Genomic DNA, 24826 nt, shown 5'->3' with positions numbered 1-24826 from the left:
TCTCTCCTTTCTGCTCTTCGTAATATGTCTTAACCGACTTGCAAGCCGTAATCTGTTGCGATGCGGGCAAGACCGCCTTGGTAGCCTGAGCCGATAGCGGAGAATTTCCATTCGCCGTTGTGTCTGTAAAGCTCTCCAGCGATAATTGCCGTTTCAATAGAGAAATCTTCCGCAAGATCGTAACGAATAAGCTCTTCATTTGTTTCTTCATTGACAATGCGCACAAACGCATTTGACACTTGTCCAAAGTTTTGGCTGCGCGCTTCCGCTTCGTGAATCGTGATAACAAATGAGATTTTGTCGATATTGGCAGGTACGGCGCTGAGATTGACTTTTACATTCTCGTCATCACCCTCGCCAAGGCCTGTCAGGTTATCGCCTGAATGAACGACTGAACCGTTTCCGCCTTCAAGCTGGTTATAGAAAATAAAATCATTTTGAGATGCGCATTTACCAGACGCGTCTAAAAGAAACACACTTGAGTCAAGATCAAAGTCATGTCCGCCGTCATACTTATTCGTATCCCAGCCCAAACCGACAACAACCTTTGAAAGACCCGGATTCGTTTTTGTTAAATCTACTTTTTGTCCTTTTGCCAATGAAATTGCCATGTTTCATCCACTCCTTTTTCTTTTATACGTATCGGTTGACAATATCTTCTAATCTTGTATCGTTTGTGCCTTCGCCGACCGCCGCGAATTTCCACTCGCCGTCCTGGCGGTAGATTTCAGCCGTAATCAGGCTTGTTCTGCCGGCATAATTGTCTTTCAAGTTGTATTTGAGCATTTCTTCATGATTCGATTGATCAACAACACGGATAAAAGCATTTTGAATCATGCCGAAATCCTGTTTTCTTCTTACGCAATCATAAATATTCACAACAAATACAAGCTTATTAATGTTGGCAGGCACTTTCGCCAAATCAATTAAAATCTGCTCATCATCGCCCGCTCCGTCGCCTGTCAGGTTGTCACCTGTGTGCTTGACACTGCCGCAGCGGCTTTTCAGGTTTCCAAAATAAATGACATTTTTCTTATCAGTGAACTTGCCGTTTTCCAGCATCAGCACTGATGCGTCACAGTCAATATTTGGTCCGCCTCCGCCGAGCAGCTTTCCAAAAAAGCCGCCGCCTGATGAAACAGGGTCCCAGCCGAGACCGACCATCAATTTTGACAGGCCCGCTTTTCCTTTTGTTAAATCAATTCGCTGACCTTTTTCTAAAGAAATTGCCACACGATTCACTCCTAATCATCGAAATGTGAATATAGTCACATTTATTTTTACGTACAAACGTAACTTGAATGCCGTAAATTATTAATATATACGTTTTTTATTATATCAAAGTTTCGTAAAAGTTTAGAATAATTGACGAAAATCCTCGAAAAAAATCTCCCATATTTGATATATCTTTAGCAAATCATATGAATGACGGATCTTAAACAAACCATTTGACGTGAGCGAGTCATTTTGCCTATTCTTGTATCACATTCTAAAAAGCAACGGAAAGGAAGCGGCCTTTTGATTCATTTAAGCATACTTGATCAGGCACCTGTTTCTAAAGGAGAAAGCCCCGTGACAGCCCTTCAGCATTCGGTTGAGCTGGCTGGACGAAGTGAAGAGTGGGGCTATAAGCGTTATTGGTTTGCCGAACACCACAGCACGAAAGGACTGGCAAGCACGGCACCGGAAATTATGATCGCACGCATCGCGGCTCACACCAACAAGATTCGTGTCGGGTCTGGCGGTGTGCTTCTGCCTCAGTACAGCCCGTTTAAGGTGGCCGAAACCTTTCGCCAGCTTGAGGCCTTGTATCCGAACCGGATTGACCTCGGCCTCGGGCGTTCGCCGGGCGGAACGACGAAAACCCGGCTCGCCTTAACCGACGGCATCAAAAAAAGCTTAACCGATTTTAACAGACAGCTTCAGGATGTCTCTTATTTTCTGACCGATTCGCTTCCCGCCGGGCATCCGTATGCCGGGATCAAAGCAGCGCCTCTTATTGATACAGTGCCGGAGCTTTGGGTGCTTGGATTGGGGGAAAACAGCGCAAGGCGAGCGGCCCATCAGGGAATCGGATATGTATTTGGACATTTTATCAACCCCGAACGAGGGGAAAGCGCGTTTCGCGTTTATCGTGAAAACTTTCAGCCATCAGCCCATTTCACATCCCCAGCCGCACTGTTTACGATCTTTGTCATTTGCGCAAAAACAGATGAAGAGGCAGAGGAGCTCGCGTTAAGCCAAGATTTGTGGCTTCTTCGCGTCGGGAAAGGCTTGGACAGCAGGGTGCCAAGCATTGAGGAAGCGAAAGCATACCACTATACCGAATCAGATAAAAACCAAATACGAGAAAACAGAAAACGCATGGTCATCGGTTCTCCAAGCACTGTAAAACAGCAGCTTCTAGAGCTGGCTGACCGCTATGAAACAAATGAAATGATGGTTCTTTGCAATGTGTTTGACTTTGAGGCGAAAAAAGAATCATATGAGCGTCTTGCAGAGTTATTTCTATAAAAAAAGCAGTTTTTCCTGATGGAAAAACTGCTTTTTATTTTTACCTGCGTCCTTTTTTACGCTGGGTTTCTTTTTTGATAAACGTCCATATCCCTTGAACTGCAAATCCGATCAAGAGCAGAACAATTAACAGCAGGGTAATGGAAGGCCCTGGCGGTGTGCCGAGCTGATAAGATGATGTCAGCCCCATAAATACACTGAATAAGGAAATGAGGATGGCTGACATAAATACCATATTAAAGCCTTTGGCGATTCTAATGGCGAAAGCTGCCGGCAATACGAGCAGTGCCGATACGAGCAGTACGCCGATAATCGGAATAATAACTGAGATCGCAAGACCAGTGACAATACTGAATGACATCGACAGAATGTTTGTATTGATTCCGGACGTTTTGGCTGTTGCTTCATCAAATGTCAGCAGGTAGAGCGGCCTTTTTAATACGATAAAATAGAGCAGGATCAACAATGTAATGATGCCGATAATATAGACCTGCTGCTGGTTAACCGTCACGAGCGACCCGAATAAGTACTGGTCAATGCTCATAGTGGCCGCGCCTTTCGAAAGGCTGATTAAAAACATCGCGAAGGACAGACCCGCCGCCATTAAAATGGCAATCGATACTTCCGAGTATGTCCGATATGCCCGCCGCATGTATTCAATTCCGACCGCGCCGACGGTCACAACGACTATGCTCGCCGCGGTAATATTGGTGCTGAGGAAAAAGCCGATGGCCACACCCGACAGTGAAATATGCGAGAGTGTGTCAGCCATTAAGGCCTGCCTTCTAAGCACAAGGTATACCCCTAGAATCGGGGCCATGATGGCGATCATGCCGCCTGCTAGAAAAGCTCGTCGCATGAATTCCAAGTCAAACATTTCCATCCGCCTTTTTCTCCTCTCTCTAATCGAATCACTTTATCTAAAAACTGCTGTACTTCATTTTGTTCATGAGTGACCATCACAACTGTGCGATTGTGATTTTTCACCAAGTGGTGCATGAATTCGTAAAACCCTTTTCTGCTGTCATAATCAACCGCTGTGGTCGGTTCGTCCAGCATTAGGAGATCGGGATTGCTGGCAAGCATTCTGGCAATACAGATTTTCTGTTTCTGGCCGCCCGACAAGTCACCGATTTTCCGATGGCGAAGCTCCCACATTTCCACCATTTTCAGGGCTTTTTCTACTTCGATATGATCTTCTTCATTCAAACGTTTAAACCATTTCCCTTTTGTGTACCGGCCGGATTGGACAAGCTCAAGCACGGTGCTCGGAAAACCTGCATTAAATGAAGAAATTTGCTGCGGGACATACCCTATAGTCAGACGTTTGCCGTCTGCATTCTTTTTACTGATTGTTACTGTGCCTTCCCACGGTTTCAGCATGCCGAGCATCACTTTTATCAGCGTTGATTTAGAAGCGCCGTTTGGACCTGTAATGCCGACAAACTCGCCGCTTTCAATATCAAGAGATACTTTATCCAACACAGGCGTGTGGGAATAGCCAAACACGATATCTTTCAATGAGACGAGATTCATGTCAATCTTCCTTTCTCACAAAGAAATAGTGTGCACCCTCCGGCGCACACTATCTTTTTATTTATCCAATAGTGAATCTTTCAGGGCATCGAGGTTTTGTTTCATGATGTCGATGTACCCTACACCTTTATCCTGTTCTTCTTTGCTTAAGCCTTCCAGCGTATTCAGCACTTCTGTTTTCGCGCCGATTTCACTGGCTAGCGTATCTGCAACCTTGGAGGATGCAACTTCTTCAAAATATATGATTTTCACGTCATGCTCTTTGGCATACGTTTTCAGTTTTGCTAAGTCAGCTGCACTCGGCTCTTGTTCAGGAGAAAGCCCCGCAATCGGAACCTGAGTCAGGCCGTATTCTTTTGCCAAATAGCCAAAAGCTGTGTGCTGTGTGATAAATTCTTTTTTCGCCGCTTTTTTTACGGTTGTACGATATAGTTTATCAAGATCCTGCAGTTTTGCAATATATTCTTTACTATTTTTCTCATAGTATTCTTTGTTATCTGGGTCTTGCTTCACGATTTGCGCAGTAATATTTTCAACTTCCTTTTGCGCTAAAACAGGGCTGAGCCATACATGAGGGTCCATTTCATGACTGTGTTCATGCTCTTCGTGATCTCCGTGTTCGTGTTCATGCTCATGTTCGTGTTCTTCTTCAGAGCCCTCCATTAAATCAATGCCTTTGCTCGCATTTACGAAAACCGCGTGATCTTGGCCCATGCTTTTTTCGGTTGAAGGAACCCAGGTTTCCATGTATTTGCTATTATAAACGAACAAATCTGCGTCCTGAATGCTTGCAATATCCTTCGGCGTCGGCTCCCAGTCGTGCGGTTCGACTGAAGATGGAATTAATAGATCCACATCGCCCTTATCTTTCACAATTTGTTTCGTAAATTCATACATCGGGTAGAACGTCGTGACAATGTGCAGTTTATCACTCTTTGAATCCGCTGACCCTTTTGTTGATGAGTTGCCGCATGCCGCGACCAATAAGAAGCACGCTGCAATCACAAACAAACCGCTCCATTTTTTAAACATAACGAATATCCCCTCTTTTTCACAATGACTTTAAATCAAAATGATAACGATTTTGTAATCCTATATAATAATAAACCGAAGTCATTACGTTTTGCAAGATTAATTTTATGTCAGCGTTATGTTTTTATTATTTCCGTTTGCAGCGCAAATATATGTACTGAAAAACCCGGCAAACTGCGCCGGGTTGACTTCTTATTCTCTGTCATTCAAAAGATATACTCTGCTCTCGTAAGGCTGAAACACCATTTCATCAGCAATATCACTGTTTTTATAATTGCTGAGAAGAAGGGACGCCTGGTCCTTGCTGCAAAGCTCCGGCCAGTGGAATACAGCCTGCTCTTTTGAAAAATTATTTACCACCAAAAGCTGCTGGTTGCCATTCCCCCTAACGTATACAAACAGCTGCGGATCATCTGGGAGCAAAAGATCGTAGCTTCCTTTTATGAGATCTGCATACTGCTTTCTCAGGCTGATCACCTTTTTGTAATAGGCTAAAATGGAATCGGAGTCTGCCTCCGCTTTCTCGGCATTGACGGATGTATAGTTCGGATTGACCTTCAGCCATGGCGTTCCGTCCGTGAATCCGGCATTCTTCCCGCTGCTCCATTGCATCGGCGTCCGGGCATGATCCCGGCTTTTGGCCAAGATAGAAGCCATCACTTCTTCAGGATCATAGCCGTTTTCAAACACCCGTTTATGATACATATTGATCGTTTGGATATCTTTGTAGTCCTCAATTCTCATAAACGGCGCGTTTGTCATGCCGATTTCTTCTCCTTGATAAATATACGGCGTGCCTTTCATAAAATAAAGGACAGTGGCAAGCATTTTTGCGGACTCTTTGCGATATCTCCCTTCATCTCCGAAACGGGAAACAATCCGCGGCTGGTCGTGGTTGCACCAAAACAGTGTATTCCAGCCTTTATGTTCAAGCGTCTTCTGCCACTTTGATAATACGGATTTTAAATCAGATAGCTCCAGGGGCTTCAGATCCCAATGTGCTTTTCCCGGCTGCTGGTCAAGCTCCATATGCTGAAAGTGAAAAATCATATTCAGTTCATGCTTATCAGTTCCCGTATACGTCAAGCCTTCCTCCGGTGTGACAGAGCCAACCTCGCCGACCGACATGACATCGTATTGTGAAAATACTTCATCTGTCATCTCTTTTAAATAGTCATGGATACGTTCGCCGTTCGGCTGGAAGGGTTTCGGTTCTGCGCGCTGATTGACGTAGTCCTCATATGAAGGAAGGAACTCTTTCTTTGAGATCAGATGAAGCTGGTCTATGCGCAAGCCGTCGACCCCTTTATCGAGCCAAAACTTCATCATGTCATATACGGCTTGGCGAACGTCAGGATTTTCCCAGTTTAAGTCAGCTTGTTTGACGGCGTTCATGTGCAAATAATATTCGCCAGTGTGCTCCTCATATTGCCAAACTGGACGCCCGTAGTCTGACACCCAGTCCGTTGGCGGGCCGTTCTTTGTGCCGGGGCGCCATAAGTAATAGCTGCGGTACTTGCTGTTTTTGTCCAGCTCCGCTTCTTTAAACCACGGATGCTCGACTGAAGTGTGGTTTAGGACAAAATCCATGACAAGCTTTAAGCCGCGCTGATGCACCTCGTCAAGCAGATCATGAAAATCCTCCATCGTGCCGTAAGAATCCATAATCGTCTTATGGTCAGTTACATCATAACCGTAATCAACATTTGGAGAAGGATAGATGGGACATATCCAAATTACATCTGCCCCAAGCTCCTTTATGTAGTCCAGCCGGGAAATTATTCCCCGCAAATCCCCGATCCCATCTCCATTACTGTCCTGAAAACTTCTTGGATATATTTGATAAACGACTGCATCCTTCCACCAGTCTTTTTTCATCCCGCACTCCCCCTGTTTTTCTTTCTACTCGAGCTGAGACGGATAGAGTGTCATTCCGCCGTCGACAAACAGTGTTGTACCGGTCACATAACTCGCTTCTCCCGATACGAGCCAAGCCGCTGCAGCCGCCACTTCTTCCGGTTGTCCAAAGGCTCTCATCGGAATTTTTTTCAATTGCTTTTGTCTGTTTTCTTCTTTTTTCGTGTCAACGTTGGACTCTGTGGCGATGGTGCCCGGTGCTATTGCGTTGACGCGAATTCCCTTGTCTGCATAGTTAAGCGCCAGCGTTTCCGTCATCATCTTGATGCCGCCTTTAGAAGTTGAGTATTGAATATTGACTGGGCGCGGAATCTGCTGATGAACACTTGAGATATTGAGCACGTTTCCTTTGATATTGTTCTTCATCATGTGATTGAGCGCGGCTTTTGCCCCCATAAAGGTTCCCGTTACGTTTACATCAATGACTCTTTGCCAATCTTCAAGGCTCATCTCATGCGGCATGGCTTCTGCACCGTTGAAGCCTGAATTGTTCACCATTACATCAAGCGTGCCAAAGTGCTCCAAAGCGGCATCCATTAGCGCCTGAATCCCTTCTTCCTTTGACACATCCGCTTCGACTACGACGGCTTTTCCTCCGTTTTGCTTAATGATGTCCACTGTTTCATCGGCTCCTGACGGGTCGCTGTGATAATTCACAACCACATTCATTTTCTCCTGTCCAAAGCGTTCCGCAATGGCTCTCCCGATTCCTTTTGAAGAGCCTGTTACGATGGCTGTTTTCCCGATTAAATCTTTATACATAAATGATTTCCTCCTCTGATTTTCCTTTGTGTACTGGAAAATACCCTGTTTTACCGGGTTGAAAACAGCATAAAAAAAGCAGAGAACCTTATCGGTTCTCTGCCATCTCTTATTGGAAGCGCTGCTCGGCAAGTGTCTTTTTTATGTCCATCAGCCTGCGGTAAAAGAAAGCGGCGGACTCATAATTTTGCTGCTGATTGAAGCGTTCTGCCGCGTCCTGCATCAGCTCTTCTGCATCAGCGAAAAGCTGGCGGGATTCCAAAAGGTCAAAACATTCTTCGAGCACCTTCCTGTCGCCGCTGCCAAGATAAAGCTCATGAATAAGGCGGAATTTTGTTAAGTACATGTCATCTGCCCATTCTGCCGCGCTTGTAACCCCGTGTTGATACGTCTCTATTGCTTTGTCGTATTTTCCTTCTTTACAGTAGATATGTGTCAGTGAAAATACAGCTTGAACGGTCTGCTGAAATTTGTGCTTTTCAAAAATGGCGGCGGCCTTCTTAAAATAGCCCTCCGCTTCGCTAAGATCTCCCAAGCTGTACTTACAGTGGCCTACGTTATAATGAGCCGCAGCAATCATGTATGCTTCCTCAAGCTGACTGGCATAATCCAAAGCGCTGCACAGGTGCTTGAGCGCCTTTTCGTGATGATAGACATCCGTCAAATTTCCGGCAATGATAAATTCACACTGCACGCGGCGGCGGCCGTACAGTTCGTATTTCGTATAGATATCAAGCGCCTGGCTTGCATAATTCATCGAAAAATACGTTTGTTTGATGTGATAGTACACTTCTGCGACCTTAAAAAGAAATTCAGCTTTTTCAATCTCATCTTCCACATACTCCAGCTTTTCCTCGGCGTGCTTATAATGATCAATGGCTAAAATGAAATTTTTCTGCTTAAATTCGTACATCCCTCTGAAATAGTAAAAATAATATTCTAATAAGCCCGTCAGTTTTTGCTGATTGCTTTCAATTTCATTCAGCATGTCAGAGAACGGAGGCTCGGTGTCGCTGTCTTTCACCGGCATCAGCTTGTCCAGCATGATCCGATGCCGAAATTCCATCAAAGAAAAATATAATAGTAAATCCTGATTTTCTTCCATGTCTTCTAATTCGTACTCGATCTCCTGCTTTAATGTTTCTGCTTGATCTGCTTCAAACGCACGAATGTGTTTATACCATTCGTTTAGTTTTACCGCCACTTCTTCAGATGGAATCTTTGCTCTCAATGATCTGCCTCCTTCCTCCTGCTACTATTTATGTTATATTTTATCATAGCTAGTCTCTTTTAGAGAGAGTCAATGGCTTAAAACATAACATTCAGCAACTCATGAGAAAGTGAGAACGGTATGAAATTAATAGCAAAAACATCTTTCATCTTATGCCTCCTGTTTGTGGCGGACCTTTGTTTTTCATATGTGCGGCACGCATGGCACTCTCAAACCGCTCTGCAGGACAGGCCTGTTCCTTCCGCTCTTGATCCGATTGTGAAGCAGAATGCCGACACCCTCAAGGCTGCCGCATCAAATAAAGGCATCTCGATCGTGATTACTGAAGGATTCAGATCCTTCAAGGAACAAGACGAATTATATAAGCAAGGACGCACAAAAAAAGGGAATATTGTCACCTACGCAAAAGGAGGGGAATCGTATCATAATTATGGTTTGGCGATTGATTTCGCTCTTCAGAAAAAGGATGGCAGCATCTTATGGGATATGGATTACGACGGCAATCAAAACGGGAAATCAGATTGGCTGGAGGTCGTCACCATCGCTAAAAAACTCGGATTTGAGTGGGGCGGGGATTGGGAACGGTTCAAAGATTACCCCCACTTGCAAATGATACCTGACTAGACACCCTCACAGCCTCTTCTTTTTTCTTTTATGCGCGTCAATATATGGAGGATAAATCGGCTTATACACAAGCTTATAATGCTGTTGGCTGCCTGCTGAAAAATCAGGCTGCCACTCCAGCCTCACATCAAACGCAGATAAAAATGCTTCTCTCGCTTCGTCGGCTGAAACATCCGGTTTATGGTTGATTGTTTCTAATAGCTCTGGGTCTATATCCGGAGCCATAAAAGCGTCAATTTTTCCGGTTTCCGGGTTGACGATGATGCGGGCAGCACCGAACCGCAGCGGTATTCCTTTATACCAGACAGAAAAATGATTGCGGACCCTGCCTCTTACATCGATTCGGATTGGGTTCACTCTGAAAAACTCATCTGCTCTTGGATAGAGCGCGTACAAAAACTGAAGCGCTGTCTCTTGGCATTCTTCCGTTGAGTATTGGCCGGAAACTTGATGTTCCATGAAGGAAATAGCTGCTTTTAATTTCCCTGTTTTTTTATCAGTCTTCATTTTGATTGTATTTTTATTTCTCGTTGCAAAATAGCTTCCTATGCTTAAATCCTTCCGCTCGGGTGCAGTGCCTTTGCGCCAAGTGCTTCCAAGTTCATCTCCGAAGTCCCTTTCTCCGACTTTTTTCATATCAGAAGTAAGTCCCAGCATTTCATATATATCGGTTTCTTCTTTTTTTTCAAGTGGCGGGAGAAGCGCCCCGTTTTCCGTTCTTTCATCCGATATGTGCTGGTCAGGCACAATTTCGTCTACATCCGCTGGATAGTTGTAACCCGGCAAAATCGGTTCATAGACGAGTCTGGGCAATTGTTCATCATCAATGACGTCATACATAAGCCGTAAAGACATTGTATTGACGTAATGGGAAATGACCTTCTCTTTCTCTACGAATTCCTTTGGGATGTCGGCTTTGTTCCCTTCTCCGTAATATAAAAAATGGACAATCTGTCCGCTGCGTGTGATATCTATTAAAAATCCTGAATTGGGGAGCGAGAGGCCCAGCTGTTTTTTTGTATAAACAAACCGGATGTGATGCCCTCGTTCTTCCTTGGCTTGTAAATGAAATTTCATAAATGTGGCCGGATGGTGGGCTGCGGCAAACTGAAGAGCTGTCAGCTTCAGCTCGGCATCTGGGAGCTTTTTGTCCTGCTCGAGGCCGGCGGCTGTTGAAAATGTGAGCAAAGCGCCGTCGCTCGCGAGTTCTACGATAATTTGCTTTTCCGGATCTTCAGGGTCCTTCCAAATGAAGTATGCATGCCCCTTCTTCTTTTGTTTTTGAGCATAATCTTCTATCTCAAGCTCATAGTGCGGCGGTACATTTCCGATCTCTTGCGCCTTCTTTTTCAGCTGTTTGTTTACCAATGAAGTCATCCTTTCAAAGAGTCTACGACAAAGAGAACCTTGTTTATTATATAAAAAGACCCTTCTTCTTTTAAAGTGAAGAAAGGTCCTTTTCTATTAAGGAAACTGGATTTCCACATTCTCTCTATTACTTTTTTCATGCATCAGCCAGTACACACGCCGAAAATGTGTGACTTTTGGCTGTTTTACAATGCACTTATGACAGCCTCACCAGTATGGGCATCAATCAATCTCGGATATACCGGCTTGTAGACGAGACGATAGCTGTTTTCTTCATCTTCTCCGTATTCTCTCTCCCAGCCAAGCTCCACTTTAAAATGGCGCCAAAAGATAGACTTGGCTTGTTCCGGTGAAATGGGTGGAACTGGGTCAACAGCTTTGAGCACTTCAGGGTCAATGTCCGGTCCCATATAAACGGTAATGCGCCCAGTCTGGCGGCTGACGCAGATTCTGACCTGCCCAAACCGAAGCGGAACTCCGTTACAGTGCACGTCAAACGTAAAGCCGGCTGACGAACCTTCTTCACCCTGTTTATCGTATTTGATCTTAAAATATTGATCAGCATTCGGGAATAACGCGAACAGAAAACGAATGGCGATTTTTTCGCACTCTTCCTCGCTTACGGTATTCGGCCCTTTTTCGTCTATAAACGACATAACACCTTCGAGTTTTCCGGTTTCTTTGTTATGGATGGTTTTCAGCACTTGGTGAACCCGTCCTCTAAACCAGCTGTCCATGCTTTTATCCGCCGGTTGATACACAGGAACATCCGGATTCCGCCAGACGATCCCGATTCTTCCATTTCCTATATCTGCTTCCCTTACTTTTACCAGTCCGCTGCTCAAGCCGATCATGCTGCCAGGGTCTGCATTTTCGTGAATGTCTTCGAATAAGGGAAGGGGAAAGCTTTCTGACTCCACGTAATCATCATCAAATATTTCTTTCTCTTCACTTACATCTGCAGGTACAGCAATGCCCGCGTTTTCAAACTCATACACCAAATGCGGCTGATCGTCTCCGTTTTTGTAGACAGAGCGATGAAGGATCTCAAATAGGAGAGTGACAACTACATCTTTCTTGAAATAAGCCATTGCTTCTTTTTCATCTGCGACCTGTTCCGGCTTGATTATATTGCACGCTTTTCCGTAATACCGAAAATACACCACCTCCCCTGATAAGGAGACATCAGCCATAAAACCGCTCATAGGAAGCGGCAGTCCGTCTTCCATTTGAACATATGAAAACCTTACTTTGTCATCAAATGCCTCATCATTTTCTTCACGGACAAACGCAGACGGAGCTTCAGGACAATGAGAGTTCACGAACTGAATCAAGATAGCCTCTATTTGGTCTTCGGACAGCTTCTCACTGCTTTCAGGCTCAACATCTCGAGAAAGCCCTTCCAGCTGTCCGTCCGGTCCAAGCTCTACGATGATCCCTTTGTGTTCATCCTGTGGATCTATCCAGCAAAAATACGACCTTTTCCGTTCATCACCATAATCTTCAATTTCCAGCTTTAAGTGTGTCGGCACACGGCCGATTTCCAGTGCTTTTTGTTTCAATTCCTCTTTTTTCACCAAGGCGGCCCCCTTCTTCGTTCGAATGTCACCCTTCGACTGATCACAAAGTAATAGTCTAATATACACAAATTTCTGTGTTTTCCAGTTTTACCAGAACATTTTTCACCAAAAATAGTATGATGAACCTATTCAATATAAAAGCTAATAATCTTAAAATTAATTCCGTTGCAACTTTTTATAGGTCATCAATCGCAAAGAAGGACGGAGTTTCCAGAAATATGGATAAAACCGTGAGAAAAGAACCGATTTTTTTGGATGGATGATGTCAATCCATTCAAAAAGATTCAATTCTCAAAGACAAAAGACTCCCCTTTCCCAAAACCATTTGAGGAGGAAAAATGAATGTTTCAGAAAAAAACGTACGCTGTTTTCCTTGTTCTCCTGCTGATGCTGTTTACAGCTGCTTGTTCCGGAAGTAAAACAAGCGCGGAGAAGAAAAGTTCAGAAACAGAAAAAAGCGCAGATATAGCTCAAGTTAAGATCAAAGATGTCTCTTATACACTTCCGTCTCAGTATGATAAGTCAACTTCAGATGATCAGCTCGTGTTAAAGGTAAATGTCGCTGTGAAAAACACAGGGAAAGAACCGCTTAATGTAGACCATATGGATTTCACTTTGTATCAGGGTGATACCAAAATGTCTGACACAGATCCTGAAGACTATAACGAAAAGCTGCAGGGTAGCACGATTAACACTGACAAATCCGTTGAAGGAAATCTTTTCTTCGTTGTAGATAAAGGCGAAAAATACGAGCTGAATTACACGCCGGAATCTTACGGTGATAAGAAGCCAAAATCAGTTACATTCAATATTGACGGAAAAGACAAAAAAATCCTTGCGACAGCAGATCAGCTCCAAGACTCTGCGAAAGCTTTATCGGCATATATAGATGTCCTTCTTTTCGGTAAAGATAACAAAGATTTCGAAAAAACCACCGGTGCGAACAAAAATGAAATTGTGAACGACTTTAACGAGTCCGCAAAAGACGGCTACCTCTCAGCTTCAGGCCTTTCAAGCACATATGCGGACAGCAAAGCGCTTGATAATATCGTGAACGGCATTAAAGCAGGATTAAGCAAAAACTCATCGATTCAAGCGAAAACAACTTCCATCTCAAAAGATGAAGCCATTGTAGAAGCTACAATTAAACCAGTCGACGCTTCTTCTCTCTCAGACCGCATCGAGGACAGAATGAAAGACTACTACAGCAAGAATTCAGGTGCGAGCTATGAAGATGCTGTAAAATATGCGCTTCAAGTCTATCCAGAAGAGTTCAAAAAGCTTGGCCCGGCTTCAAGTGAAAAAACGGTTGAAGTGAAAATGAAGAAAAATGACATCGACCAGTGGCAGCTTGATATGGACGATTACAGAGCAGCAGAATTAGTTGAAGCATTCATTAAAGAATAAACATCAAAAGGAAATAGCCCCAGGGCTATTTCCTTTTTCATTTAAAAATCCCGCTGATGAAATCTGCTTCATCATCCGTCAGTTCAACATCTAAGGTTTTTAGGTTATCCTTCAGCTGTTCCGGGCGCTTAGCACCTGGAATGATGGCGTCTACAGCCGGTCTCGTTAACAGCCACGCCAAGGCGACATGGGCCGTCTCTGCTTTCTTTTCTTCAGCTACCGCTTTGAGCTTGTCTACTTTTTTCAGGTTTTGAATAAAGGTTTCTCCCTGGAATTGCGGGTTGTTCTTTCGATTGTCGTCAAAGGCATCATCTTTTGTAAACTTTCCGGTCAGCAGCCCGGATGCGAGCGGGAAATACGGAATAAAAGAAATCCCGTGTTTTTCACAGTATGGGAGCAGCTCCTTCTCAGCATCACGCTGAATTAAAGAGTATTCTGACTGAAAGACCTCCAAGTAGCCGTCCGCATTAAATTCCTGCAATTGCTGATAATTGAGATTCGAGGCTCCAATCGCTTTGATTTTCCCTTCATCCTTCAGTTCCTTCAGCGTGCCCGCGACTTCTGCAAGAGGTGTCTTGCCATCCGGAAAATGAACATAATATAGATCGATGTAATCTGTCTTCAGCCGATTCAGGCTCTTTTCCACCTCGCCGCGAAGAAAGTCCCGGCTGTTGTCTAATTCAATGCGGCCGTTTCCTTCTTTATGGGCTCCTTTAGAGGCGATCATGAGCTGATCCCGGACACCGCGTTCCTGAACGACCTCACCGATTAATTCTTCGGATCGCCCTAATCCATATATAAAGGCGGTATCGATAAAGTTCACGCCGCCGTCCAAAGCCGTGCGAACCAAGTCCTTGCCAGTTTCATCATTCAGATTCGGAAACAGATTATGCCCGCCGACCGCATTTGCGCCGAATCCGATCCGTTTCACCTGTAAATTCGTTTTCCCAAGTGCACGTGTTTGATCCATTGTCCCTTCTCCTTCCGAAATGATTTGATGAAAAATAGCGCAGGTTCCACTTTTTGTATTAGATATCCTTTTTCTATTTTCCTTCTTTTTTCAGCATACACAAAAAGGAGAAAGTGTATTTCTCCTTTTGCAAGTTTATTTTGGCAGAACCCATTTGTCTTTTAAGAAGCAGGCTCTGGCCAGTAAAAAGAAAATGGCGATGAGCACGACGATGGTTCCGCACGTATATAGAATGGCAGCCGGATTTATCATCCCGAATAATAGCTGTTTAAATAAGGCGTGCAGATTTAGGAACGGGATGAAAAAGTAAGATAGATCGATTTGATTCGGCGCCTTATTGAAGATGAAAAACATCGGGAATATAGGCAGAAAGACGACAAGAGACATATAGCTCTGCGCTTCTTTTACCGTGCCGGAAATGATGCTGATCAAAAGCTCCATTGCGGCGATCAGCATGGCAGAAAGCATGATGATCAAGGCTGAGGCTCCGATAATGCCCCATAAGTGATCTCCCAGCTGAAAGGCTGTTCTTAACTTTTCCGTAAATAAGACGGTGCACAGAATCAGAAAGATCAGTGATAATACGCCAGAGGCTATTCCGAAGGTAGAAACCGCAAGCCACTTGCCGATTAACACTTTGTTTCTGCTGACCGGTGTCAGCAGCAGCGCTTCTATGGATTTCCGGTCCTTTTCTCCAGCAATAATGTCAAGAGCGATTGGCATGGCACCGGAAACGATTGATGTTAGAAGCAGCATCGGAAGAATGGCAGAAAGCATGATCGCAGAAACGCCTTGCTCTTCATCTGCTTCTTTTTGTTGAACTGAGAACGGCTGGATCACCGAATGGTCAATATGTTTACTCGTTAAACGTTTTTGAACAATTTCATTTTTGTACTGCTCTAAGGCAGATTGCACAAGCTGCATAGCATTTGATGACCCTTGATCGACCGAGCTGCCGTAAACGTCAACCTTAAAAGTTGTCATACTGGTGATATAAGAATCAAACTCTTTCGGGATGTTCAGATACACATCCGCTTTCCCGTCATCGACCGCCTGTTCAGGTTTTGCGAATGTCTTTACACTGATTTCCTCAATCGCATTCAGCTTGTTTTCCAGCTCTGAAGGCAGGGAGTGGCCGACAGCGATCGTGTACTGCTCCCCTTTGTCCGAAAGCATGCTTTCGTAGAAAAACACAAGGCCCAGCATCGTAATTATCGGAACTAAGATCGTCAGTAAAATTGTTTTTCTGTCCCGTAAAGCGTCGGTCATCTCTTTTTTATAAATCTGTCCTACCATTTATGAAATCCCCCTGACCAGCTTAGACATAAAGATGTAGTTCAAATCGTCACTGCGTTCACTCTCGTATAGTGTTTCAAGTGCTCCTCTGTAAATGACCTCTCCGCTGTGCATCATAATGACACTGTCACAGAGCGCCTGAACCTCCTCCATAATGTGGCTGGAGAACAGGATGGTTTTGTGTTCTCTTTTCAGCTGCTGAATAAATTCACGGAAGATGTTGCTTGACGTAATATCTAGTCCTGTCGTCGGCTCGTCAAATAAAATGATATCCGGATCGTGAATCAGCGCCCTGGCAATGGCGACCTTCTGCCTCATTCCTTTTGAAAACCCGCCCACTCTTCGGTCCATATAATCACGCATGCCGAACCGTTTTGATAAATCCTCAATTCTCGCTTTGATTTCATGGCGGTTCAGCCCGTACAGCCGGCCAAAGTACTGTAAATTTTCTTTTGCCGTCATCCGGTCATAGAGTCCTGTTTCTCCTCCGAATAAGACACCGATTCGTTTCTTGACCTCGGCCGGCTGCTTGGCCGTGTCAAAGCCGTCCACTGTGATCGTACCCTGTGTCGGTTCAAGCAGGGTCGCGACCATTCTCAGCAACGTTGTTTTGCCGGCTCCGTTTTCTCCGAGAATGCCGACGACTTCTCCTTTTTGAATTGTTAAGCTTACATCACGCACAGCTTTGACTACTTTTTTCTTATCTGTAAACCTGCGGCTGCAATCCGTCAGTGTAATCATGTCACAATCTCCCTTTTTGTTATTTCTAGTAATGACTATATACAAAAAGTTTGATTTGTTGGATAAAGTTGTCGCGAAGAGTTCTTTTTATGTCGCGAAATGGGATAAAATAAAGATGATTCTATCTAACTAGGGGAATGATAATGGTAAAAGTCGGACTAGTCGATGATTATCGAGTAGATTTAGAGAAGCTGGAAGCAATCGTGTCCAGAATGCAGGATGTCGAAATTGTTTTTGCCACCGATTCGGCTGAGGAAGCTTACAGCCGGGTGAAGAACGAGGACATCGATCTTCTGCTTGCCGATATTGAGATGCCTCACATGTCAGGCTACGAGCTGGCGGATTTAATCAGATCTCATTCGCTGGATGTGGATGTGATTTTCGTCACCGGCAATAGCGGCTATGCGGTTCACGCTTTTGATCTGAACGTCCACGACTATATTATGAAGCCGTACCACGCCGATCGTCTCAGCTCCTCCTTCGAACGTTATTTCAAAAAGAAAACGGAAACGAGCTTGAACGGGCGGATTTTGATTAAACAAAAATCTAAAATGCATGTGCTGCAAAAGAAGGATATTATTTTTGCCGAACGCACAGGACGGTCAACGACGATTGTGACAACATCTGAAGAAGTGCAAACGTATCAAACATTGAACGATATTAAAGGCGATCTGCCGGAGAAGGATTTTCTTCGTTCGCACCGCTCCTTTATTATCAACATTCATTACATTAACTTTTCCGCTTATACGAAGCATTCGTTTACGGTTTCGTTTGAGGGAACATCTAAAAAAGCGATGATCACCAAGCAGCAGCTTGATTATTTTCAAAACTATTATTTTTGAGGAGCGCAGGTTGTAATGACTCTGTTTCAATGTCTTTATTTGTTTTTATTCAGTTTCATATTTTATCAGTCGGCGTCCATTCTTTCACACAGCACATCCGTTTCTTGGCTCGCCGCTGCTTTAGGGGCGGCGGCATCGGTTTTATACATATGGAAAACGAAGCCTATGCAGGATCGCTGTCCCCTTCAGCTCTATTTATGTATCGCCGTGATTCACATTCTGTCGGCGGTGTTTTTGCTGATCGTCGCTTCTGGATTGGCGGTGCTGCTTGTAATGATGATATTCGCGGCAGGTGAATGGCTTCGCATCGGGCTGTGCCGCTCGCTGACAAAGCTATATGAACAAATCGATTGGCTGACTCAGGCTGAACAGCACGCCAATCGAATGCTGATGGATGTCAGGAGCCGGAATCACGATACAATGAAGCATATCACAGCGCTCAGCTCGGCGCAGTCAGAGCCGGACACACAAACATACATAAACCATTGGGAAGACCAGTACAGTCAATATGACCGTTTTTTAAAAGGAGAGAATGCGTACCTTGCAGGGGTGCTGTATGACTTTCTGGAAAAAGCAAAAGCTTCGAATGTGAACGTTTCACTGCATTTGCATACGCCGCTTTCTTCCCTCCCTTTCTCTCCCGCTGATCAGGTCAGCCTGGCCGGCAACCTATTAGAAAATGCGCTCGACAGCGCCGCAGAGGCCCCTGAGAAAGCGGAGATCAAGCTGGAGACATCACTGCGAAGCGGGCTTTATGTGCTGATTTGTGAAAATACAACACCCGGCATGGAACCGAAAGTGCTCGATACACTGTTTCAGTCATACGGCCATACGACGAAGAGCGGCACTCATGAAGGAATGGGCACTTATGTGATCCAAAAGCTGGTGAATCAAGCTTTTGGCAAGCTTGATTTTACATATCGCCATCCTGTCTTCCGATTAGAAATCAAAATTCCGTTCCAAAAATAAAAAACCTTGAAAAGCTTGGCTTTTCAAGGTTTTTTGTTCGTCATTACGATGTTAATGATTGTGCAAAGCGATCCGCTTCATCCTGGAGCGTGCTTTCAATTTCTTTGTAGCGGCTTGAAATCGTTGATGCGCTTACGCCGTATTTTTTCGCCAGTTTAGCTTGGGAAACGGTAGCGCCGTTAAGAGAGATTGCATTCACGTAATATTCAACTGCCGCCGCAAAAGCTTCCGGCTTTCTGATGACAGGTGACTTTTTCTCGCAAAACGATTTCCAAATGTCAATGACTGCCGGAATCAGTTCATCCGGATATTCATCTCCGCTCATGCCTTTTTCAATCGCCGCGGCTGTTTCTTTCTCCATGTCGTTTGCCCACTCAACGCTGCTTTCTTGAACAGCCTCCGCTTGCTGCGGCTGTTCATCTTTTTCCGCTAACAGTGCGAAAAGTACGTTGTTGAACTCCTGCTTCATGAAGTCCTCCGGCGTTTTGCCGTTTTTCACAGCAGCATCCGCATATGTCTTCACCTTGCTGATCAGCTCTTCCGTTCTCTTCACTGGGAAGATTGTGAACTGCATGAAGAATTCCGCTTTTTCGGCTTCGTGGATCGGATAGCCGAGAATCAAGCTTCCTACTGGCGGGAGGTCTTGATTCGTGACGTCCATTTCCACGTCGAATTGCTTTTTCGTAATGACATCTTCAAAATGAATGACTGCTTCTTTCATATCCTTCAGCAGCAATAAAGCAGGCGTCATGCTCTTCCAGGATTCAACGATCTCACGTGTTTTCGGGCGGGTGATCGAATCGCCTTTTTTCTGAAGGTACTCTTCAAAGATCGTTTTGTCACCAGCGAGCGGGTGGAAGAAGATTCCCCAGATTCCCAAATTAAATACACTGATGTCCTTTGTCTGCCTGTCCATAGTAGAAAGAAAATCATGCTGGTTGATGAAACCCGAAATGCTTTCTCTATGTACTGTGAAGGCATACTCCACTAAGTCTTCCTGAATTTGTTTTGCTTCTTTTGCCGCTAATTCTGTCGGGAAGTCGACAACTTTATTTCCGCAGCATTTTTTATATTTCTTACCGCTGCCGCATGGGCAAGGGGCATTTCTTTTCACTTTTCCCACAATAAACCCTCCGAATTCTGTTGTAACTTTTCTATTTTAACAAAAATAACTTCTGAGGGCTTGGTTTCGGGCTAAAAAAGAATTTGGTAATGTGACAGCCTGGTTCATGATGTAAATTTACCTATGACTTTTTCATCAACTTTTGTGATTTAAGACTTATAACCTATTCCCGCTTTAGGCCCTTCTTTTTTACAATCATTAGGTGTTTATGTAAAATTTTTAAGGAAGTGTTTATGTTGGAACTAGCTGGTTTTATGCTGCGCGCCTGCGCTCTTGTGCTTGACGTGGTCATTGCGGCCGCAGTGATTTTAGCATCAGGATGTATGTTTGGCGACGGGTCCGCTGGCGTCATCGCTGTCGCCATTTTGATGCTGCTTGTGTATCCTTTGCTGATGCCGCTGACAAATTGGAAGGGTACGCTGGGCAAAAAAATCATCGGGCTGCAAATTGTAAGAGACGAAACACACGAGAAAATCTCCCTCCCTCAGGCTATTGTCCGTTACATGATAGCATGGGTGCATGTGTTTTCCCGCCTGATCTATTTAACAGCCGCATTTACGAAGAAAAAACAAGCCGTTCATGATATGGCTGCAAAAACAATTGTGCTGAAAGCAGAATAACCTTGAAGAATAGGATTCTTCAAGGTTATGTTTCTCATTAGTTCGTATTTTGTCCGCCGCCGTTAAGCCCTTCTTTAATCAGGCTGTTGACTTGGCTGCTGTACAGAAGGCCGATATGTCCGACACCATGAATTTGAACATTTTTAGCCCCATCTAATTTTGATAAGTAATTCATAACAATCATATCAGCACTACTGTAAACGGATGTGTACAAGATCTTTTGGTTGGGATCAGTACCCGGAAGCGCCTTGCCTGTCACAAGACGATTCGCGCCGCCAAGTGTTACGACGTTTTCAATTTTATTACCGCCATCCAGATTTTTTATGTAGTAAAGCGTGTTAGCGCCGCCCATGCTGTGAGCGACAATATCCACTTTTTTCGCACCGGTTTCATCTAATACCTTTTTCACAAAACGCGATAATACTGGACCGTTGTTTAAGTTATTGCCTGTCTTGTCCCAAAAATCTACAGCATACAGCTTGTCCCGTGACCAGCCCTGTGATACCAAATAAGTTTTAATACCGGCAAAGTTAAAAGAAGCTCCGCCAATTCCATGAACCATTACCACCGGATTATGTTCAGCGGCTTTCGCTGACGGCTGCATCGCAAACATGGATGTAACTGACAGCACAACAATTGTTACAAGTGCAATGATCTTACCTCTTAAAAGTTTCATAATTTCCTCCTTTTTTTGTAACAAATTCTTAAATTATAATACTTTGCCAAATTAATTAAGTAAAGGGTAAATTTGACTTATTTTTAAAGAAATTTTAAGGTTGAGAGAACATTTCAGCTATTTCGATCCCGAAAACGCACAAAAAGAAGGCTTTTCCGCCTTCTTTTCTTTAATATTCATTAAAATAGTCTTGGATTTTCCTAGGATCATCTGTTTTGGTGAGCGCGAGCATTAACAATATCCGGGCTTTTTGCGGATTTAAGGAGTTTGATGCCAAAAGGTCGTTTTTCACATAGTCGCCGTTCGATGTGACGACACCATTTCCCGTACGGGTTGAGCGAACCACTGTGACGCCTTTTTTGACCGCTCTGACTGCCCCCTTTTCGGCTGCGTCAGATAAAGATCCGTTGCCTGATCCCGCGAAGACTATGCCTTTTGCGCCAGCCTTTACAGCCGCATCAAACAGATAGCTTCCGTCATTTTGGTAGCCGTACAGAATGTCTACTTGCGGCAGTTTATCAAGGCTGGAAATGGAGAACTCCGAATCCTTTGTATGCTTGCGTGTGATTTCATTATGAAAATAAATGTCATCGGCAATCGTTCCGATGTATCCCATTTCTTCTGATTTAAAGGTATCTGTTGCGGTTGTGTTGGTTTTTGTAACATACCGTGCTGAAGCAATGCGGTCATTGAGAACGACGAGCGTCCCTTTCCCTTTTGCCTCTTGTGCGCCGGCCACTTTAACTGCGTTGTACAAGTTGGACGGGCCATCAGCACTGATGGCTGTGGACGGCCTCATCGAACCGACAACAACAATCGGTTTATCACTTTTTACAGTGAGATTCAGAAAATAAGCCGTTTCTTCTAATGTATCTGTTCCGTGGGTCACAACAATACCGTCGACATCTTTTGAAGAAAGCAGTTTGCTGACTCTTTTTCCGAGCTTCAGCAATGTTTTGTTATCAATGTTTGTGCTTCCGACATTAACCACCTGCTCGCCGCTGACATTCGCAATGTCCTTCATCTCTGGCACCGCTTCGATCAGAGACTCAACGCCAACGACACCTGCTTTATATTCAGTTGTAGAGGTTTTTGATTTATTGGCTCCGGCAATCGTCCCTCCTGTCGCCAGTATTTTAATAGTTGGAAGGTCATTCTTTTTGGAAGCAGAAGCTGAAGAAACTTTTTGTGTCTGCGTTTTTTCTTTTGGGGATTCTTTTGCTTCAGGAGATTGTGAGCATCCGGTAAAAACAAGCAATAGTGCGGTAAAAAGGATCAGTAAGAGGAATCGTTGTGTTTTCATGTTTTTCTCTCCTTTGGAAGGTAACGTCTTTACGCCTTTTAATCATTGAATATTTCATTTATTCAGTCAAAATGTACGTCAGGTTATCTCTCAGCTTTTTTATATGCTTATTTTATTTTCTTATTCGAGTTTCTTTATCTTGACATTCGATGGGTGAATCATGATAATAGACCAGTCACTATATTTTATGATCGCAATTCAGTAAGGTGGGAATGTTATGAGCTATGGAGATGCTCGTGAGAAAATCCTTTCTGCAGCTACCCGGCTTTTTCAGCTGCAGGGGTATTACGGAACGGGACTGAACCAGATTATTAAAGAAAGCGGTGCACCTAAAGGCTCTCTTTACTACCACTTTCCCGGCGGTAAAGAACAGCTGGCAATTGAAGCCGTGAATGAAATGAAGGAATACATCCGCCAAAAAATCACAGACTGCCTGGACGTGAGCCCTGATCCCGCGGAAGGCATTCAAGCCTTTTTGAAGGAGCTCTCCTGTCAATTCTCATGCACAGAGGACATTGAAGGCCTGCCCGTCGGCTTGCTTGCAGCAGAGACATCATTGAAAAGCGAGTCTTTGCGAAAAGCCTGTGATGAAGCCTACAAAGCGTGGTCCTTTGTGTTTGAGGAAAAATTGCAGCTATCAGGTTACAGTGAGAGCCATGCCAAGGAAGCAGGCATCGTCATTAACGCCATGATTGAAGGCGGCATTCTTTTATCATTAACAGCAAAAGACAGCACACCGCTTCTTCATATCTCCAGCCGCATTCCAGCACTGTTGAAGAAATAAATAAAGAGACATACTACTACAAGCTGAATGAATACATTCAGATGAATGAGAGGAGAAATACATTTGGAAACAGCAGCTAAAGCATCTCAGCAATATAAAGTGATGCCCATTATGATATCTTTGCTGACGGCCGGTTTTATCGGCATGTTCAGTGAAACAGCGCTGAATATTGCGTTAACTGATCTTATGAAGGAGTTACACATTACAGCGGCAACCGTTCAATGGCTAACAACAGGCTATTTGCTTGTGCTCGGTATTCTTGTTCCTGTTTCAGGTCTGCTATTGCAGTGGTTTACAACAAGACAGCTTTTTACTGTGTCACTGATCTTTTCAATCATAGGCACCCTGATTGCGGCACTTGCGCCTAGCTTTTCATTTTTATTAGCGGCGAGAATCGTTCAGGCACTTGGAACGGGACTCCTTTTACCGCTCATGTTTAATACGATTTTGGTGATTTTTCCGCCTCATAAACGGGGAGCGGCTATGGGGACAATCGGACTTGTCATTATGTTTGCGCCGGCAATCGGCCCTACATTTTCCGGATTGGTTCTTGAGCACCTTAACTGGCACTGGATTTTCTGGATCTCACTTCCGTTCCTTGTGCTTGCGCTCATTTTCGGTATCCTGTACATGCAAAATGTGTCTGACATCACAAAACCGAAAATTGATGTCCTGTCTATTATTCTGTCGACGATCGGTTTCGGCGGCATTGTGTTTGGATTCAGCAACGCGGGTGAAGGTTCTGGCGGATGGTCCAGCCCGACTGTGATCGTTTCACTTATTGTCGGTGTTATCGCCCTTATTCTATTTTCAATCCGTCAGCTTACGATGAAGCAGCCGATGATGAACCTGCGTGCGTTCAGATACCCGATGTTTATTTTGGGCGTTATTATGGTCTTTATTTGCATGATGGTCATCCTGTCATCCATGCTGCTTCTGCCGATGTACTTACAAGGCGGCTTAGTCCTAACTGCATTTGCCTCAGGACTTATTCTCTTGCCGGGCGGTATTTTAAACGGATTTATGTCACCTGTCACAGGCCGTCTGTTTGATAAATACGGACCTAAGTGGCTTGTTATTCCGGGATTTTTGATTGTGACTATTGTTCTGTGGCTCTTCTCAAATCTCACGACAGCTTCAACGGCAGTGCTGATTATCGTGCTGCATACCTGCTTGATGATCGGGATCTCCATGATTATGATGCCTGCCCAGACAAACGGTTTAAACCAGCTTCCGCGTGAGTTTTATCCGGACGGCACTGCCATTATGAACACACTTCAGCAAATGGCGGGCGCGATCGGGACAGCGGTTGCGGTCAGCATCATGGCTGCCGGTCAGCATGACTACATGAGCAGCGTAAAAAATCCAGCCGATCCAGCAGTCATTCCGCAAGCGTTGACAGCAGGCGTTCAGCATGCGTTTGTCTTTGCGATGATTGTTGCGATTATCGGTTTAATTGCCGCTTTCTTTTTGAAGCGAGTAAAGGTTGATCATCAATAAGAACCCCCCCTGATCTTGAGGTCAGGGGGTT

General features: G+C 44.4%; 24 protein-coding genes and 1 pseudogene. 9 read left to right on the top strand and 16 right to left on the bottom strand.

Annotated elements, in window-relative coordinates; translation table 11 throughout:
- Positions 1-29: 29 nt before the first annotated feature.
- On the bottom strand, positions 30-611 hold the full coding sequence (locus NSU16_RS01715; protein WP_010332926.1) for a TerD family protein: 582 nt from the start codon (positions 609-611) through the stop codon (positions 30-32).
- A gap of 22 nt (positions 612-633) precedes the next feature.
- A complete protein-coding gene (locus tag NSU16_RS01710) occupies positions 634-1233 on the bottom strand; it encodes a TerD family protein (protein WP_010332925.1) in 600 nt (199 codons plus the stop codon).
- Between the two features lie 285 nt (positions 1234-1518).
- On the opposite strand from NSU16_RS01710, the gene NSU16_RS01705 reads away from it, so the two are divergent.
- A complete protein-coding gene (locus tag NSU16_RS01705; protein WP_010332924.1) occupies positions 1519-2514 on the top strand; it encodes an LLM class flavin-dependent oxidoreductase in 996 nt (331 codons plus the stop codon).
- 40 nt (positions 2515-2554) lie between these two features.
- Here the strand turns inward: NSU16_RS01705 and znuB are convergent, their stop codons facing one another.
- The 6 genes from znuB to NSU16_RS01675 form a co-directional block, all read right to left on the bottom strand.
- Entirely contained in the window at positions 2555-3397 is an 843-nt protein-coding gene (gene znuB, locus NSU16_RS01700) for a zinc ABC transporter permease ZnuB (RefSeq protein ID WP_010332923.1), read from the bottom strand.
- Positions 3355-4050 carry a zinc ABC transporter ATP-binding protein ZnuC gene (gene znuC, locus NSU16_RS01695; RefSeq protein WP_010332922.1) on the bottom strand — a complete coding sequence of 232 codons (696 nt, stop codon included), beginning with the start codon at positions 4048-4050 and terminating at the stop codon, positions 3355-3357. The genes znuB and znuC overlap by 43 nt, the downstream gene beginning before the upstream one ends.
- A gap of 57 nt (positions 4051-4107) precedes the next feature.
- Entirely contained in the window at positions 4108-5082 is a 975-nt protein-coding gene (locus NSU16_RS01690) for a metal ABC transporter substrate-binding protein (RefSeq protein ID WP_339191922.1), read from the bottom strand.
- Positions 5083-5274: 192 nt separating this feature from the next.
- Positions 5275-6960: an alpha-glucosidase gene (locus NSU16_RS01685; RefSeq protein WP_339191921.1), complete on the bottom strand. Its 1686-nt coding sequence runs from the start codon at positions 6958-6960 to the stop codon at positions 5275-5277.
- Between the two features lie 24 nt (positions 6961-6984).
- Positions 6985-7761: an SDR family oxidoreductase gene (locus NSU16_RS01680; RefSeq protein ID WP_268506241.1), complete on the bottom strand. Its 777-nt coding sequence runs from the start codon at positions 7759-7761 to the stop codon at positions 6985-6987.
- A gap of 109 nt (positions 7762-7870) precedes the next feature.
- On the bottom strand, positions 7871-8992 hold the full coding sequence (locus NSU16_RS01675; RefSeq protein ID WP_339191920.1) for a Rap family tetratricopeptide repeat protein: 1122 nt from the start codon (positions 8990-8992) through the stop codon (positions 7871-7873).
- 120 nt (positions 8993-9112) lie between these two features.
- Between NSU16_RS01675 and NSU16_RS01670 the strand changes: the two genes are divergently transcribed.
- Complete coding sequence (locus NSU16_RS01670) at positions 9113-9616, top strand: M15 family metallopeptidase (RefSeq protein ID WP_168746869.1); 504 nt, start codon at positions 9113-9115, stop codon at positions 9614-9616.
- Between the two features lie 6 nt (positions 9617-9622).
- On the opposite strand, the gene NSU16_RS01665 is transcribed toward NSU16_RS01670, so the two are convergent.
- Complete coding sequence (locus NSU16_RS01665; RefSeq protein ID WP_339191919.1) at positions 9623-10984, bottom strand: YcdB/YcdC domain-containing protein; 1362 nt, start codon at positions 10982-10984, stop codon at positions 9623-9625.
- A gap of 185 nt (positions 10985-11169) precedes the next feature.
- Entirely contained in the window at positions 11170-12588 is a 1419-nt protein-coding gene (locus NSU16_RS01660) for a YcdB/YcdC domain-containing protein (protein WP_339192626.1), read from the bottom strand.
- Positions 12589-12748: 160 nt separating this feature from the next.
- On the opposite strand from NSU16_RS01660, the pseudogene NSU16_RS01655 reads away from it, so the two are divergent.
- Positions 12749-12880: pseudogene (locus NSU16_RS01655) on the top strand (hypothetical protein); the annotation flags it as partial.
- A 26-nt stretch (positions 12881-12906) separates the two neighbouring features.
- Complete coding sequence (locus tag NSU16_RS01650) at positions 12907-13971, top strand: DUF4352 domain-containing protein (protein WP_339191918.1); 1065 nt, start codon at positions 12907-12909, stop codon at positions 13969-13971.
- Positions 13972-14008: 37 nt separating this feature from the next.
- Here the strand turns inward: NSU16_RS01650 and NSU16_RS01645 are convergent, their stop codons facing one another.
- The 3 genes from NSU16_RS01645 to natA all read right to left on the bottom strand — a co-directional run bounded on the left by NSU16_RS01645 (position 14009) and on the right by natA (position 16978).
- The gene (locus NSU16_RS01645; protein ID WP_268448949.1) at positions 14009-14941 is read right to left on the bottom strand and encodes an aldo/keto reductase; all 933 of its coding nucleotides are present in this window, start codon (positions 14939-14941) and stop codon (positions 14009-14011) included.
- 135 nt (positions 14942-15076) lie between these two features.
- On the bottom strand, positions 15077-16237 hold the full coding sequence (locus NSU16_RS01640; RefSeq protein ID WP_268448947.1) for an ABC transporter permease: 1161 nt from the start codon (positions 16235-16237) through the stop codon (positions 15077-15079).
- On the bottom strand, positions 16238-16978 hold the full coding sequence (gene natA, locus NSU16_RS01635; RefSeq protein WP_010332911.1) for a sodium ABC transporter ATP-binding protein NatA: 741 nt from the start codon (positions 16976-16978) through the stop codon (positions 16238-16240). It abuts the gene before it with no gap.
- A 143-nt stretch (positions 16979-17121) separates the two neighbouring features.
- Here natA and NSU16_RS01630 point away from each other — a divergent pair, with 143 nt between their 5' ends.
- Both NSU16_RS01630 and NSU16_RS01625 read left to right on the top strand, forming a co-directional pair.
- Positions 17122-17820, top strand: a complete 699-nt coding sequence (locus NSU16_RS01630) for a LytTR family DNA-binding domain-containing protein (RefSeq protein WP_339191917.1) — start codon at positions 17122-17124, stop codon at positions 17818-17820.
- A 15-nt stretch (positions 17821-17835) separates the two neighbouring features.
- A complete protein-coding gene (locus NSU16_RS01625) occupies positions 17836-18789 on the top strand; it encodes a GHKL domain-containing protein (protein ID WP_339191916.1) in 954 nt (317 codons plus the stop codon).
- A gap of 43 nt (positions 18790-18832) precedes the next feature.
- Here NSU16_RS01625 and NSU16_RS01620 read toward each other — a convergent pair whose 3' ends face one another.
- Positions 18833-19912 (bottom strand): helix-turn-helix domain-containing protein, encoded by a 1080-nt coding sequence (locus tag NSU16_RS01620; RefSeq protein ID WP_010332908.1) that lies wholly within the window; start codon positions 19910-19912, stop codon positions 18833-18835.
- A 236-nt stretch (positions 19913-20148) separates the two neighbouring features.
- On the opposite strand from NSU16_RS01620, the gene NSU16_RS01615 reads away from it, so the two are divergent.
- Entirely contained in the window at positions 20149-20532 is a 384-nt protein-coding gene (locus NSU16_RS01615; protein ID WP_339192625.1) for an RDD family protein, read from the top strand.
- Between the two features lie 37 nt (positions 20533-20569).
- On the opposite strand, the gene NSU16_RS01610 is transcribed toward NSU16_RS01615, so the two are convergent.
- Positions 20570-21208, bottom strand: coding sequence for a triacylglycerol lipase (locus tag NSU16_RS01610; protein WP_010332906.1), 639 nt, complete (start codon positions 21206-21208; stop codon positions 20570-20572).
- 169 nt (positions 21209-21377) lie between these two features.
- Complete coding sequence (locus NSU16_RS01605) at positions 21378-22511, bottom strand: type II asparaginase (RefSeq protein ID WP_168746860.1); 1134 nt, start codon at positions 22509-22511, stop codon at positions 21378-21380.
- Positions 22512-22728: 217 nt separating this feature from the next.
- On the opposite strand from NSU16_RS01605, the gene NSU16_RS01600 reads away from it, so the two are divergent.
- Positions 22729-23295, top strand: coding sequence for a TetR/AcrR family transcriptional regulator (locus NSU16_RS01600; protein WP_339191915.1), 567 nt, complete (start codon positions 22729-22731; stop codon positions 23293-23295).
- A 57-nt stretch (positions 23296-23352) separates the two neighbouring features.
- Entirely contained in the window at positions 23353-24795 is a 1443-nt protein-coding gene (lmr(B), locus tag NSU16_RS01595; RefSeq protein WP_103672238.1) for a lincomycin efflux MFS transporter Lmr(B), read from the top strand.
- Positions 24796-24826: the final 31 nt, after the last annotated feature.

The organism is Bacillus sp. FSL K6-1003 (genome assembly GCF_037964945.1).
Lineage (GTDB): Bacteria > Bacillota > Bacilli > Bacillales > Bacillaceae > Bacillus > Bacillus mojavensis.
This window is presented reverse-complemented; position numbering and strand designations above follow the sequence as displayed.